We start from the raw sequence: 12,307 nt of genomic DNA, 5'->3' as shown, positions 1-12,307 counted from the left end.
GATGACTGAAGACACGAAGCCGCCCGCCGCCCCGGACCACGCCACGCAACTGCGCAACGCCTACGCGATGCGGGCCGCGTCCTACGCCCACATGTTCGACGTGCTGCGCGAGCGCTACGGCACCGACACGGCGCTGGACATCGGGCGCGAGGCGACCCGCCGCCTGGGCGAGGCGATGGGCGTGAAGTACGCGGCGCACGGCCCCGACGACTTGGCCGGCCTGTGCCACGCCTTCCTCGACGGCATCCCCAACCGCGATTCCATGTTCGCGCCGGAGATCAAGCGCTGCGACGGCGACGCGCTGGAAATCCATTTCCACCGCTGTCCCCTCAAGGAGGCGTGGCAGGCCCAGGGCAAGTCCGACGAGGATCTGGAACTGCTGTGCAACATGGCCGGCGCGATCGACGGCGGCCTGTTCGAGGCAGCCGGCTTCGTCTTCCGCGGCGAGACCTGGAAGCCGGGCGACGAGGGCTGTTGCCGCCTGAAGGTCCTGCCCGGCCCCAAGGCCGCCTGATCCGCCCTGCCGCCAAGCCCTACCCTACGACGCTGCCCAACACCGGCCTCGAAGCCGGCCTTCACAAGAAAGGTTCACACGCGATGACCGCCCTGAAGACCGCCTCCCTCGCCGCCCTCATGACTGCCGCGCTGGCCGGCACCGCCCTGGCCGCCGACACCGTGAAGATCGGCTACCAGCTTCCGCTGACCGGCGAGACCGCCCAGTACGGCCAGGATTTCCGCAAGGCCGCCGAGATCGCGCTGGCCGAGTTCAACGCCGCCGGCAAGCCCTTCAAGGCGGAGATCGTCTTCGAGGACAGCCGCTCCGACGCCAAGGAAGGCACCAACATCGCCCGCAAGTTCGTGGACGACAAGGAAATCGTCGGCGTGTTGGGCGACTTCACCTCGGGCGTGTCGATGGCCTCGGCGCAGGTCTACAAGGACGCCGGGATGCCGCAGCTCTCGCAGACGGCCTCGCACCCCGACTACACCAAGATCTCCAAGTACCAGTTCCGCAACATCGCCACCCAGGCGCAGGAAGGCCCCTACAACGCCAAGTGGATGCTGTCCAAGGGCTACAAGAACATCGCCGTCATCGCCGAGCAGACCGACTGGGGCCAGTCCGTCGTCTCCGGCTTCACCGACGGCGTGAAGGCCAACGGCGGCACGGTGGTCTTCTCCGAGTTCTTCAACCGCGGCCTGAAGGACTACCGCTCGCTGATCAGCAAGCTGGAGCGCGCGAAGCCGGACGCCATCTACACCGGCTTCTTCTACGAGGACGGCGCGCAGTTCCTGCGTCAGGTGCAGCAGCTCGGCATCAAGACCCCGGTCTACTCGACCTCCGCCGCCTACAGCCCGAAGCTGATCGAGCTGGCCGGCGAGGCGGCGGAGGGCGTGCACCTGACCTCCAACTTCCTGCCGACCGATCCGGCCCCGCACATCCAGCATTTCGTGACGGAGTGGAAGGCCGCCTCCAACGGCGCGGTTCCGGGCCAGTTCCCGGCCCAGGCCTATGACGCCGTGCGCATCATGCTGGCCGCGGTCGAGAAGGCCTACCCGAACCCGACCCGCGAGAAGGTGCGCGACGCCCTGGCCCAGACCAAGGACTTCGCCGGCGTGACCGGCAAGACCAGCTTCAGCGCCGACCGCGAGGCCGAGAAGGAGCTGGTGAAGGTCGAGGTCAAGGGCGGCGCCTTCGTGCCGGTCGCCGACTGATCGCCTGACCGTCCCATAGACCCAACGATCTCCAGCGAACGGCCCGCATGATCGACCCATATTACCTCCAGCAGCTCGCCATCGGGCTGTCGCTGGGGATGACCTACGCGCTGATGGCGATCGGCTTCACGCTGATCTTCGGCGTGCTGAACGTCGTCAACTTCGCTCATGGCGAGGTCTACACGCTGGGCGCCTTCGCCGGGCTGGTGCTGATTTCCGCGACGGCCCCGCCGATCTTCGCGGTGATCTTCATCGCCCTGGCGATCGGCGCCATGGCCGGATTCTCACTGGAACGGATCGCCTTCAAGCCCTTCCGCCGCTTCACCGACGAGGCGTCGCTGAAGTCGCGGGCGATGCGCGAATCCACCCTGCTCTCCTCGCTCGCCGTGTCCATCGTGGTGCGCGAGGCGCTGGAGATCGTGTTCGGGTCGCAGATGCGCTCCGTCCCGTTCGAGTATCTCATCAACACGCCGGTGCGCATCGGGCCGGTGATCCTGGTGACCGGCGACTTCATCATCTTCGGCGTGGCCGCGGCGATGCTGATCGGTCTCCAGTATCTGCTGACCCGCACCCGCATCGGCCTGTCGATCCGGGCGGTGTCGAACAACCCGCTGGGCGCCAAGTATGTCGGCATCGACACCGACCGCACCATCATCATGACCTTCGTCGTCGGCTCGATGATGGGGGCGGCGGCGGGCATCCTGACGGGGCTCTATTACGGGGCGATCTTCCCCGCCATGGGCTTCGTGCCGGGCATCAAGGCCTTCGTCGCCATGGTGATGGGCGGGCTGTCCTCCATTCCGGGTGCTGTGATCTGCGCCCTGATCCTGGGCATCTCGGAGAGCATGGCGACGACCTTCGTGTCGTCGGGCTGGTCGGACATGGTGGCCTACGGCTTCCTGATCCTGACCTTGATCTTCTTCCCCAACGGACTGTTCGGAGCGCGCCGTGAACGTGTCTGACCTGTCGGCGCCGCGGCGCGGGCAAGGCGCGCTGATCCCGCTCCTGCTCGCCCTGCTGGTCTTCGTGGGGCTGCCGGCCGTGCTGGCCGGCTTCGACCGCGGCTATTTCTATCAGATCGCCAATCTGGCGCTGATCTTCATCCTGCTGTCCGCCTCCATGCATCTGGTCACCGGGGTGGCCGGGCTGCTGCATCTCGGGCACGCCGCCTTCTACGGGGTCGGCGCCTACACCGCCGCCCTGCTCTCGACCAAGTTCGGGCTGGGCTTCACGGTGACGCTGCCGCTGTCCGGTCTGGTGGCGGCGCTGATCGCCTTCCTGGTGGCGCTGCCGACCATGCGGCTGGTCAGCATCTATTTCGCCGTGGCGACGCTGGCCATCGGGCAGATGCTCTATCTGGTCATGCTGAACTGGGTGGAGTTCACCAAGGGTCCCAACGGCATCATCGTCACCAAGGGTCTGGAACTGTTCGGCTTCAGCCTGTCGGGCCGGCTCGCCACCTACTACACGGTGGCGACGGTGGTGGCGCTGTGCGTGCTGGCGATCGGGCGGCTCAGCCACTCCTATTACGGCAACGCGCTGCGCTCGATCCGCGAGGACGACCAGTGCGCCGACGCCATGGGCGTCAGCACGGCGCGGCTGAAGCTGGAAGCCTTCACCCTGTCGGCCTTCTTCGCCGGGGTGGCGGGCAGCCTGTGGGCGCACATGACCGGCTACATCTCGCCGGGCGACTTCAAATTCTCCGAATCCATCCTGATCCTGGCGATGGTGGTGGTGGGCGGCCTGGGCAGCCTGCCCGGCGCGGTGATCGGCGCGCTTCTGCTGATCCTGCTGCCGGAGGGGCTGCGCGCCTTCGGCGACTTCCGCAACATCATGGTCGGTCTGGTGATGTTCCTGTCGATCCTGCTGCTGCCTAAGGGCCTGCTGGGCGAGGTTTCCGCGCTCCAGCTCGCGCGGCGCCAGCTGGGCGCGGCGTGGCGCAACACCGTGAAGGGCGAAGGGATCGGCTGGCGATGACCCATCTTCTCGACATCCGCAACGTCAGCCGCCGCTTCGGCGGCGTGCTGGCGGTGAACGACGTGACCGGCCATGTGGACGAGGGCGAACTGGTCGGGCTGATCGGCCCGAACGGCGCCGGCAAGACCACCCTGTTCAACCTGATCTCCGGCTTCACGCCGCTGTCGTCGGGCACCGTCGCCTTCGACGGGCGGACTATCAGCGGGCTGAAGACCAACCAGGTCGCCCGGCTGGGCATCAGCCGCACCTTCCAGAACCTGCGCGTCTTCCCGAACATGTCGGTGTTCGACAACGTGTCGGTGGGCGCGGTGGGCGCGCTGCCGCAGGGGGCGCTGGGCGCCCTGTTCGGCTCCCTCGCCGGGGGCGGCGCCCGTTCCGCCGAGATCAGCCGCCGCACCTGGGAGGCGCTGGAGGCCGTCGGCCTGACCCATGTGGCGGGCGAACTGGCCGCCAACCTGCCCTACGGCCAGCGCAAGTATCTGGAGATCGCCCGCGCCCTGGCGATGCAGCCGCGCTTCCTGATCCTTGACGAGCCGGCCGCCGGCCTCAACGACACCGAGACCCGCGCGCTGGCCGACTTCATCAAGCGGCTGCACGGCACCGGCCTGACCATCATGCTGGTGGAGCACGACATGACCCTGGTCATGAGCATCTGCCAGCGCATCCTGGTGCTCGCCTCCGGCCGCAAGATCGCCGACGGCCCGCCCGACGCCATCCGCCGCGATCAGGCGGTCCTGGAAGCCTATCTGGGGGTGGACGCATGACCCAGCCGCAATCCAATGGTCCCATTCTCTCGATCGAAAAGCTCCATGTGTCGATGGGGCCGCAGGAGATCCTGCACGGCATCGACCTGACCGTGGCGCAGGGCGCCATCGTCGCCGTGCTGGGCTCGAACGGCGTCGGCAAGACGACGCTGATGCGGGCGGTGTCGGGCGTCTACCGGGCGAGCCGGGGCGGCATCGCCTTCCGCGGCGAGCCCATCGCCAACCTGCCCGCCCACCGCATCGTCAAGCTCGGCCTGTCGCAGGCGCCGGAGGGCCGCCAGATCTTCTCCAACATGAGCGTGCGGGAGAATCTGGTGCTCGGCGGCGGGGACATCGGGCTGGGGGAACTCGACCGGATGCTCGACATGTTCCCGGTCCTGCGGGAGCGCCTGCGCCAGAACGCCGGGTCGCTGTCGGGCGGCGAGCAGCAGATGCTGTGCATCGCCCGCGCCCTGATGCGCCGCCCCGCCCTGCTTCTTCTCGACGAACCGTCGCTGGGTCTGGCCCCGATGGTGGTCGCGCAGATCTTCGATCTGGTGCAGCGCATCCGGGCGGAAGGCGTGTCGATCCTGCTCGTGGAGCAGAACGCCCGCGCCGCCCTGCGGGTCGCCGACCACGCGGCGGTGATGGAGGACGGGCGCATCGTGCTGGCCGGTCCGGCTGCCCAGCTGCGCGACGATCCCCGCATCGCCGAAGCCTATCTCGGCGGTCACGCGCATTGACGGAGACAGTGATGACCGAACCGACCGACACGCCCCCGGCCAAGCCCGTGATGGGCATGTTGGAACGCCGCGGGATCGAGGCGGCGATCCTGAAGCCGGTCTACGAGGAAATGGCCGCCCGACTGGGCGAGGCCGTGGCGCAGGAGATTCTGGGCGCCGCCATCACCCGCGCCGCCGTCGAGTCCGCCGCCGCCTTCGCCGCGACCGAGCCGAAGGGCACCAGCCTGAAGAGCTTCGCCGAGCTGCAGCCGCTGTGGACCAAGGACGACGCCCTGCGGCTGGACGTTCTGCACCAGGACGAGACGCGGTTCGACTACAACGTCACCCGCTGCCGCTACGCCGAGATGTACCGGGAGATGGGGCTGGGTCCCATCGGCCACCTGCTGTCCTGCAACCGCGACGCTGCCTTCTGCACGGGCTACGACCCGTCGATCAAGATGCAGCGGACGCAGACGATCATGCAGGGCGCCAGCCACTGCGACTTCCGCTACAGCGTGGACAAACCGCAAGGCTGACGGGAAGATGCCCGAAACGACGACGGCCCGGCGTTCCGCACGCCGGGCCGTCGCTTTTTCAGGCAAGTCTGCCGTTGGTCGGGCCGCCCTTCGTCAGGCCGCCGCCGTCGCCACCGGCTGAAGCCCGCGCGTCAACTGGCCGAACGCATCGCGGAAGCGCGGCAGGGCGACATCGCCTTCGGCGAAGCGGACATGAACCGCCGCCTTGTCGATGGCCCGCACCTCGAAGGCGACGGACAGGCCAAAGCGGTCGAGCCGCAGGGTGCCGCGGTCGCCCACGCCGAGACCGCCGATCCCGCTCAGCATGGCGCCGCCGTTCGACAGGTCGGTCAGGGTGCCGGACTGGTCACGCCCATGCACCACGACGCCGCAGGCCTCGTTCACCCGGTAGCGCGGGCTGCGGCGGCGGTCGGCGTCGGTCGTGGAGGTGCGGACCACCCGCACCAGCACCCGGCGCAGCTCGTCGATGCTGCTCGCCACCTCGTCCGAGCCGGCCCGCACGCCCGACGCCTGCGAACCGGTCTGGTCGGCGTCGCTGGAGACGGCGGCGATGCGCACCGACACCTCCTGCGCGGCATTGGATGTCTCCACCACGTTGCGGCTGATTTCTTGGGTGGCGGCAGCCTGCTCCTCCATCGCGGCGGCGATGGCGCTGGAGATCTGGTCGATCTCGCCGATGGTGTCGCCGATCTCCGCCACCGCGCCCACGGCGGTGCTGGTCACACCCTGGATCTCCGCGATCAGGCGGGTGATCTCCTCGGTGGAGCGGGCGGTCTGGTTGGCGAGGTTCTTCACCTCCTGGGCCACCACCGCGAAGCCCTTGCCGGCCTCGCCGGCGCGCGCCGCCTCGATGGTCGCGTTCAGCGCCAGCAGGTTGGTCTGGCTGGCGATGTCGGTGATCAGCTTGACCACCTCGTCGATGCGGCCGACCGCCTCGGACAGCGACTGGATGGTGCCCTGGGTACGCTGGCCGTTCTCCACGGCGCGGCGGGTGACCGCGCTGGAATGGGCGATCTGCGCGGAGATCTCGCGGATCGAGGCCGCCAGTTCCTCCGTCGCCGCCGCCACGGTCTGGGCGTTGGCCAGCGCCTCTTCCGCCGCCGCGGCGACGTTCTGCGCGTTGATGCTGACCCGCTCGGCGGAGGTCGCCATGGCGTCGGCGTCCTGGGCCATGCCGCCGGTGCGCAGGGCCACCTGCTCCACCGCGTGGCTGGCCTCGCGCTCCACCGTCTCGGCCATCGACTGGAGGGCGGTGATGCGCTCCTCCTCCGCTTGGCGCTGGCGCTCCGCGCGCTCCTGGGTGGAGTAATTCAGCTTCGCCTTCACGGCGCGGATCTGCGACCGGATGCGGGCGAATTCCGCCACGCCGGAGCTGGGAACGTTGGTCATCAGGTCGCCGCGGGCGATGGCGTCGAGATGGGTTTCCACAAGTCCGAGCGGGCGCCGCACCGTGCCCAGCACGCTGAGCGTGCCGAAGCCGGCCACCAGCAGGCCGAACAGCATCAGCCCGGCGAAGATCCCGACGCTGTCACCGCCCGTCAGGCTCACCCCACCGAGGGCGATAACGGTCAGCAGCAGAAGGCCGGTGGTCGCCAGGATGCGCCCGGCGATGCTGGACGCCAGAGCGCCCAACCAGACGCCGAAGCCGCGGCGGACGATCTGCCCCTCCAGCAGCCCGTACTGCTGGCCGCGCCCGGCGCGGATCTCGGCGTAGATGCGCTCCGCCTCCGCCACCGCGTCGCGGCTCGGCTTGGACCGGATGGAGATGTATTCTGTCACCACGCCCTTTTCGGTGATCGGGGTGACGTTCGCCTTGACCCAATAGTGGTCGCCGCTTTTGGATCGGTTCTTGACCAGCCCCTCCCACGGCCTGCCGTCCTTGATGGTTTCCCACAGGTTGGCGAAGGCCGCCGGGGGCATGTCCGGATGGCGCACAACATTGTGAGGTGCACCAAGTAATTCGGTTTCTGAGAAACCGCTAATATCAACAAATGCTTTATTGACGAACGTAATTTTGCCGCGGGTGTCGGTCCGCGACACAAGCAGCGTGTCTTCGGACATTTCGATTTCGCGGTTTGTAACCGGTCCATTGTCGCGCATAAGCCAGCACCCCGTCGCGGAGAACACGCATAAAACACTACTTAAATGCTACTTCTACTGTATTAATGGCGGAAAATCATCACCATATTGGCGCACCGTCCCCGACCATGGTTGGGCGCATGCACGGCGCGCCCCCTGCGCTAGACCACTGCACATGTTGAGAAAATCGCCGATTTATCTTGTATTTTAAGCGTTTTCGCAGCGCTGCCGGCCCTATTGTGGATTCTACGGAGTCCGCTCCGTTTCAGGGTGGATCACGGTCCATCGCCCCTCCGATCCTCAGGGTTGCGGCCCGATGACAGGGGCGGCACCATCCTCCATGCGCGCCGTTGGAACGGACATCCCTCTCATACCGCATCAGGACAGCCACGATGACCGACACCGCCACGCCCGTCCGCCTTCTCGGCCTTTCCGGCAGCATCCGCCGCCACTCCCACTGCACCGCGGTGCTGAACACGCTCGCCGACTCGCTGGGCAACCGGGCGGGCGGCAAGGCGGAGATGACGCGCTTCCCGCTGAACGACATCCCACCCTACGATCCCGACCTGGACGCGGAGAACACCCCCGCCCCGGCCACCGCGCTGCGCGACGCCATCGCCGCGGCCGACGGGCTGGTCGTCATTTCCCCGGAATACAATTACGGCATGTCGGGCGTGCTGAAGAACGCGCTGGACTGGGCGTCGCGCCCGGCCATGAAGTCGCCGGTGCGGGGCAAGCCGATCCTCATCATGACGGCCTCCCCCGCCTTCACCGGCGGTGTGCGCGCCCAGCACGAGATGCGCGAGACGCTGTCCGGCATGATGGGCCGGGTCATTTCCCGCCCGCAGGTGGTCATCGGCACGGTTCACGAGAAGATCACGGACGGACGGCTGACCGACCGGGCCGCGCTGGACTTCGCTCTGGCCGCCATCGACGATCTGCTGGCGGAAATCGCCCTGTTGCGCGGCGCCAAGGGCGCCTGAGCCTCCCGAAAGGCGGGGCAGCCGCGCAAAGACCGATGGGGCTGGCCGAAGCGTGTCGATATTAGTATATCAGCACGCTTCATTCACGGTCCCCAGTCTCGATCATGCCCCTGACCCTCCATTTGCTGCCGCTCGCCGCCACCGTCGCCCTTCTGGTGTCCCGGCGCGTCAGCATGCTGACCGCCGGAACCACGGGCATGGCGCTGGCCGCCGCGGTGCTCCTGGTGATGCTGAGCGCGGCGCAGCCGGGCGGCACTACCGCTCCGGACTGGCTGGCCCAACTGCCGGGCCTGTTGCCCACACTGGCTCTGAAGGCCGGCGAAGGGGCTTGGCTGGCGTGGCACGCCATGTCGATCATCGCGGCGGGCCTGCTGTTCCACCGCGCCTTCGAGGCACGCGCCGTCAAGGCCGGGGCGCAGGCCGAAGCGAAGACACCGGCCGAGCGCCGCCGCGCCGTCTTCGTCGCCTGCCTGCTCGCCGGTCCCTTCGCCGAATCGGTGACGGGGTTCGGCGTCGGGCTGGTGGTGGCGCTCGCCATGCTGCGCCCGCTGAACCTGCCGCCGGCCCACGCCGCGGCGCTGGGCCTGTTCAGCCAGATGCTCGCCCCCTGGGGCGCGCTGGGCGTCGGCACGCGGGTCGGGGCGGAGTTGATCGGCGTATCCTTCACCGAGCTGGGAACGGCTAGCGCCGCGCTAATGGTGGTCGTGCTGCCCAGCCTGCTGCTGGTGTTCTGGCGGCTGATCCACGGCGCCGGGCTGACCTCCAGCCTGACCGACCGGGCGAGGGACCTCGCCCTGATGCTGGCGCTGGCCGGGCTGCTCTGGCTGACCAACCGCTTCGTCGCGCCGGAGCTGGGCGGCGGGCTGGCGACGGCGGTGCTGCTGGTGGCGGTGGAGGCGCGACGCCTGCCGCGCGACGCCGCCGGCCTGTCGCGGCTCCTCGCCCTGCTGTGGCCCTACGTGGTTCTGGTCGGCGGGCTGATGGCGACGCGGCTGGTGCCGCCGCTGTCGGGCTGGACGGCGGACCGGCTGGTGCTCGACCCCTTCGGCGGATTGGCGCCGATGCCCCTGCTGCGCCACCCCTCGACATGGCTGGTCGCCATCGCCCTGGTCATGCTGGCCGGCCTGCCGCGCGGGCGCGCCCTGCACGTGGCGGGACCCGCCCTGCGCGCGGCGCTGGTGCCGATGGCGGCGACTCTGGTCTTCGTCGAATTGGCCGCCTTCATGGCCGCTTCCGGCGGGGCGGCGGCCTTCGGGCAGGCGTGGCAGGAGGTGGCGGGCTCCGCCGCCGTGCTGGCGGTGCCGGTGCTGGGGGCGGCGACGGGCATGCTGACCGGCTCCAACACGGCATCGAACGCCCTGATGATGCACATCCAGATCAATCTGGCGTCCGGCAGCAGCCTGCCGCTGATCGCCGCCGCCGCGATCCAGGTGGTGGCCGGCAGCGTCTGCACCCTGCTCACCCCCGGCCGGATCGTTCTGGCCTCCAGCATTCTGGGGCTGACCAAGGCGGAATCCGCGATCTACCGGCTGGCGCTGCCCATCGGCGTCGCCTCCACGGCGTCGCTACTCGCCGTCGTCGTCACCTGGGTCTGGCTGGTGTAGGAGTCAGTCCTGGGGTTCCGGCTCCGTCGCGCGGTCGGGGAACAGTTCCTCCACCCGCACGCCGGACTCCCGGCAGATGCGGGCCAGCCGGTCGGAGGGAAGGACGTCGGTGACGAAGGTGTGGACCTGCGAGATGTGGCCGATGCGCACCGGGGCGGTGCGCTCCAGCTTGCCGCGATCGGCGACCAGGATGACGTGGCGGGCGTTCGCCATGATCGCCTGCGACACCCGCACCTCGCGGTAGTCGAAATCGAGCAGCGCCCCGCTCTCGTCGATGGCCGAGGCGCCGATCACCGCGAAGTCGGCCATGAACTGGTTGAAGAAATCGATGGCGGCCTCCCCGACGATGCCACCGTCCGACCGCCGCACCACCCCGCCGGCCACGATCACCTCGATGTGCGGTTCGGGGCGCAGCAGGTTGGCGACGTTGATGTTGTTGGTGATGACCACCAGCCCGCTGCGCCCCTGGAGGGCGCGGGCGACTTCCTCCGTCGTCGTGCCGATGTTGATGAAGAGGGAGGAACTGTCGGGCACCAGTTCCGCCGCGCGGCGGCCGATGGCGCGCTTCTCGTCCTGGGCGATCAGCCGCCGCGCCTCGTAGCCGAGATTCTCCACCCCCGATCCGGCGACGGCGCCACCATGGACGCGCTGGAGGAGGCGGCGGTCGCACAGCTCGTTCAGGTCCTTGCGGATGGTCTGCGGCGTGACGTTGAAGCGGGCGGCCAAGTCGTCCACGACCACGCGCCCCTGCGTGCGGGCGAGCGCCAGGATGTCGGTCTGCCGGGGAGTCATGATGTCCATGGCGGCATTCAAGCCGACCGCCGCTTCGCCCGCAAGTTCATTCGAAAGCAGGACGGCGCGCTCCACCCCTGTTTTTAGAGCCTCCGCCCGTCGGGGCCGAAGAGGTGCGCGGTTTCGCCCCGCAGGTTCAAGCGCAAGCGCTCGCCCGCCGCCACCGGCCGGTCCCCGTCGAGGCGGACCAGAAGCCTTTGCGCATCCTCCAGCGCGGCGTGGCAATGGGTTTCGCCGCCCAGCCGCTCCACGGCCAGGATGGTGGCGACCAGCCCGGCCCCGCCATCGGCCAGCCCCACATGCTCCGGCCGCACACCCAGCGTCAGGGGCGCGCCCGCCGGCGGTGCCGCGCCACCCACGGCGACATCCAGCGGCACCCCGCCGGGCAACCACACCCGCACCGACCCGTCCGCCCGCCCTTCCGAGACCACATCCAGGAAATTCATCGCCGGCGAGCCGATGAAGCCGGCGACGAAGCGGTTGCGCGGTCGGTGGTACAGTTCCAGCGGCGTTCCGGCCTGCTCCACACGCCCGGCGTTCAGCACGACGATGCGGTCGGCCAGCGTCATCGCCTCCACCTGATCGTGGGTCACATAGATCATGGTGGCGCGCAGGTCGGCCTTCAGCTTGGCGATCTCCAGGCGCATCTGCACGCGCAGGCCGGCGTCGAGGTTCGACAGCGGCTCGTCGAACAGGAAGACCTGCGGCTCGCGCACGATGGCCCGCCCGATGGCGACGCGCTGGCGCTGCCCGCCGGACAGGTCGCGCGGCTTGCGGTCGAGCAGGTCCTCGATCTGCAGCAGGCGGGCGGCGGCGCGCACCCGCTCCGCGATGGTACTCTTGTCGGTCCGCGACAGGGTCAGGCCGAAGGCCATGTTGTCGTAGGCCGTCATGTGGGGATAGAGCGCGTAGGACTGGAAGACCATGGCGATGCCGCGCGCCGCCGGCGGCCGGTCGTTCACCCGCTGCCCGCCGATGGACAGGTCCCCGCCGCTCGGTTCCTCCAGGCCGGCGATCAGTCGCAGCAGGGTGGACTTGCCGCAGCCGGACGGGCCGACGAAGGCGACGAACTCCCCGTCCGCGACATCCAGATCGACGCCGTGGATGACCTCGATCCGCCCGAAGCTTTTGCGCACCCCGCGCAGCGTGACGCCCGCCATC

General features: G+C 69.0%; 12 protein-coding genes. 9 read left to right on the top strand and 3 right to left on the bottom strand.

The window, feature by feature from the left end; all coding sequences use genetic code 11:
* Window position 1: 1 nt before the first annotated feature.
* The 7 genes from JJL56_RS12045 (at window position 2) to JJL56_RS12015 (ending at window position 5,688) form a co-directional block, all read left to right on the top strand.
* Entirely contained in the window at window positions 2–514 is a 513-nt protein-coding gene (locus JJL56_RS12045) for an L-2-amino-thiazoline-4-carboxylic acid hydrolase (protein WP_145624366.1), read from the top strand.
* An 83-nt stretch (window positions 515–597) separates the two neighbouring features.
* Complete coding sequence (locus JJL56_RS12040) at window positions 598–1,710, top strand: ABC transporter substrate-binding protein (RefSeq protein ID WP_145624368.1); 1,113 nt, start codon at window positions 598–600, stop codon at window positions 1,708–1,710.
* Between the two features lie 47 nt (window positions 1,711–1,757).
* Window positions 1,758–2,672 carry a branched-chain amino acid ABC transporter permease gene (locus JJL56_RS12035; RefSeq protein WP_040136279.1) on the top strand — a complete coding sequence of 305 codons (915 nt, stop codon included), beginning with the start codon at window positions 1,758–1,760 and terminating at the stop codon, window positions 2,670–2,672.
* A complete protein-coding gene (locus tag JJL56_RS12030) occupies window positions 2,659–3,687 on the top strand; it encodes a branched-chain amino acid ABC transporter permease (protein WP_200485246.1) in 1,029 nt (342 codons plus the stop codon). Before JJL56_RS12035 ends, JJL56_RS12030 begins: the two co-directional genes overlap by 14 nt.
* Window positions 3,684–4,451 carry an ABC transporter ATP-binding protein gene (locus JJL56_RS12025; RefSeq protein ID WP_059399535.1) on the top strand — a complete coding sequence of 256 codons (768 nt, stop codon included), beginning with the start codon at window positions 3,684–3,686 and terminating at the stop codon, window positions 4,449–4,451. The genes JJL56_RS12030 and JJL56_RS12025 overlap by 4 nt, the downstream gene beginning before the upstream one ends.
* On the top strand, window positions 4,448–5,173 hold the full coding sequence (locus JJL56_RS12020) for an ABC transporter ATP-binding protein (RefSeq protein ID WP_145624370.1): 726 nt from the start codon (window positions 4,448–4,450) through the stop codon (window positions 5,171–5,173). The genes JJL56_RS12025 and JJL56_RS12020 overlap by 4 nt, the downstream gene beginning before the upstream one ends.
* A gap of 11 nt (window positions 5,174–5,184) precedes the next feature.
* Window positions 5,185–5,688: an L-2-amino-thiazoline-4-carboxylic acid hydrolase gene (locus JJL56_RS12015; RefSeq protein ID WP_200485245.1), complete on the top strand. Its 504-nt coding sequence runs from the start codon at window positions 5,185–5,187 to the stop codon at window positions 5,686–5,688.
* 93 nt (window positions 5,689–5,781) lie between these two features.
* Here the strand turns inward: JJL56_RS12015 and JJL56_RS12010 are convergent, their stop codons facing one another.
* Window positions 5,782–7,749 (bottom strand): methyl-accepting chemotaxis protein, encoded by a 1,968-nt coding sequence (locus JJL56_RS12010; RefSeq protein ID WP_145624375.1) that lies wholly within the window; start codon window positions 7,747–7,749, stop codon window positions 5,782–5,784.
* Between the two features lie 410 nt (window positions 7,750–8,159).
* Here JJL56_RS12010 and JJL56_RS12005 point away from each other — a divergent pair, with 410 nt between their 5' ends.
* The gene (locus JJL56_RS12005; RefSeq protein ID WP_145624377.1) at window positions 8,160–8,750 is read left to right on the top strand and encodes an NADPH-dependent FMN reductase; all 591 of its coding nucleotides are present in this window, start codon (window positions 8,160–8,162) and stop codon (window positions 8,748–8,750) included.
* Window positions 8,751–8,854: 104 nt separating this feature from the next.
* Window positions 8,855–10,354 carry an L-lactate permease gene (locus tag JJL56_RS12000; RefSeq protein WP_200485244.1) on the top strand — a complete coding sequence of 500 codons (1,500 nt, stop codon included), beginning with the start codon at window positions 8,855–8,857 and terminating at the stop codon, window positions 10,352–10,354.
* A 3-nt stretch (window positions 10,355–10,357) separates the two neighbouring features.
* Here JJL56_RS12000 and JJL56_RS11995 read toward each other — a convergent pair whose 3' ends face one another.
* Both JJL56_RS11995 and JJL56_RS11990 read right to left on the bottom strand, forming a co-directional pair.
* On the bottom strand, window positions 10,358–11,155 hold the full coding sequence (locus tag JJL56_RS11995; RefSeq protein ID WP_145624380.1) for a DeoR/GlpR family DNA-binding transcription regulator: 798 nt from the start codon (window positions 11,153–11,155) through the stop codon (window positions 10,358–10,360).
* A gap of 74 nt (window positions 11,156–11,229) precedes the next feature.
* On the bottom strand, window positions 11,230–12,306 hold the full coding sequence (locus JJL56_RS11990) for an ABC transporter ATP-binding protein (RefSeq protein ID WP_200485243.1): 1,077 nt from the start codon (window positions 12,304–12,306) through the stop codon (window positions 11,230–11,232).
* Window position 12,307: the final 1 nt, after the last annotated feature.

Origin of the sequence: Azospirillum aestuarii (assembly GCF_016632405.1) — a bacterium.
Taxonomy (GTDB): Bacteria; Pseudomonadota; Alphaproteobacteria; order Azospirillales; family Azospirillaceae; genus Azospirillum; species Azospirillum aestuarii.
The sequence above is the reverse complement of the archived record's forward strand: the minus strand, read 5'-3'. Positions and strand labels throughout refer to the sequence as shown.

What these genes read in the sequence shown, in the direction of transcription:
- JJL56_RS12045 (WP_145624366.1), top strand. Translation starts at nt 2, where the DNA reads ATGACTGAAGACACGAAGCCGCCCGCCGCCCCGGACCACGCCACGCAA.
- JJL56_RS12040 (WP_145624368.1), top strand. Translation starts at nt 598, where the DNA reads ATGACCGCCCTGAAGACCGCCTCCCTCGCCGCCCTCATGACTGCCGCG.
- JJL56_RS12035 (WP_040136279.1), top strand. Translation starts at nt 1,758, where the DNA reads ATGATCGACCCATATTACCTCCAGCAGCTCGCCATCGGGCTGTCGCTG.
- JJL56_RS12025 (WP_059399535.1), top strand. Translation starts at nt 3,684, where the DNA reads ATGACCCATCTTCTCGACATCCGCAACGTCAGCCGCCGCTTCGGCGGC.
- JJL56_RS12020 (WP_145624370.1), top strand. Translation starts at nt 4,448, where the DNA reads ATGACCCAGCCGCAATCCAATGGTCCCATTCTCTCGATCGAAAAGCTC.
- JJL56_RS12015 (WP_200485245.1), top strand. Translation starts at nt 5,185, where the DNA reads ATGACCGAACCGACCGACACGCCCCCGGCCAAGCCCGTGATGGGCATG.
- JJL56_RS12010 (WP_145624375.1), bottom strand. Translation starts at nt 7,749, where the DNA reads ATGTCCGAAGACACGCTGCTTGTGTCGCGGACCGACACCCGCGGCAAA.
- JJL56_RS12005 (WP_145624377.1), top strand. Translation starts at nt 8,160, where the DNA reads ATGACCGACACCGCCACGCCCGTCCGCCTTCTCGGCCTTTCCGGCAGC.
- JJL56_RS12000 (WP_200485244.1), top strand. Translation starts at nt 8,855, where the DNA reads ATGCCCCTGACCCTCCATTTGCTGCCGCTCGCCGCCACCGTCGCCCTT.
- JJL56_RS11995 (WP_145624380.1), bottom strand. Translation starts at nt 11,155, where the DNA reads ATGGACATCATGACTCCCCGGCAGACCGACATCCTGGCGCTCGCCCGC.
- JJL56_RS11990 (WP_200485243.1), bottom strand. Translation starts at nt 12,306, where the DNA reads ATGGCGGGCGTCACGCTGCGCGGGGTGCGCAAAAGCTTCGGGCGGATC.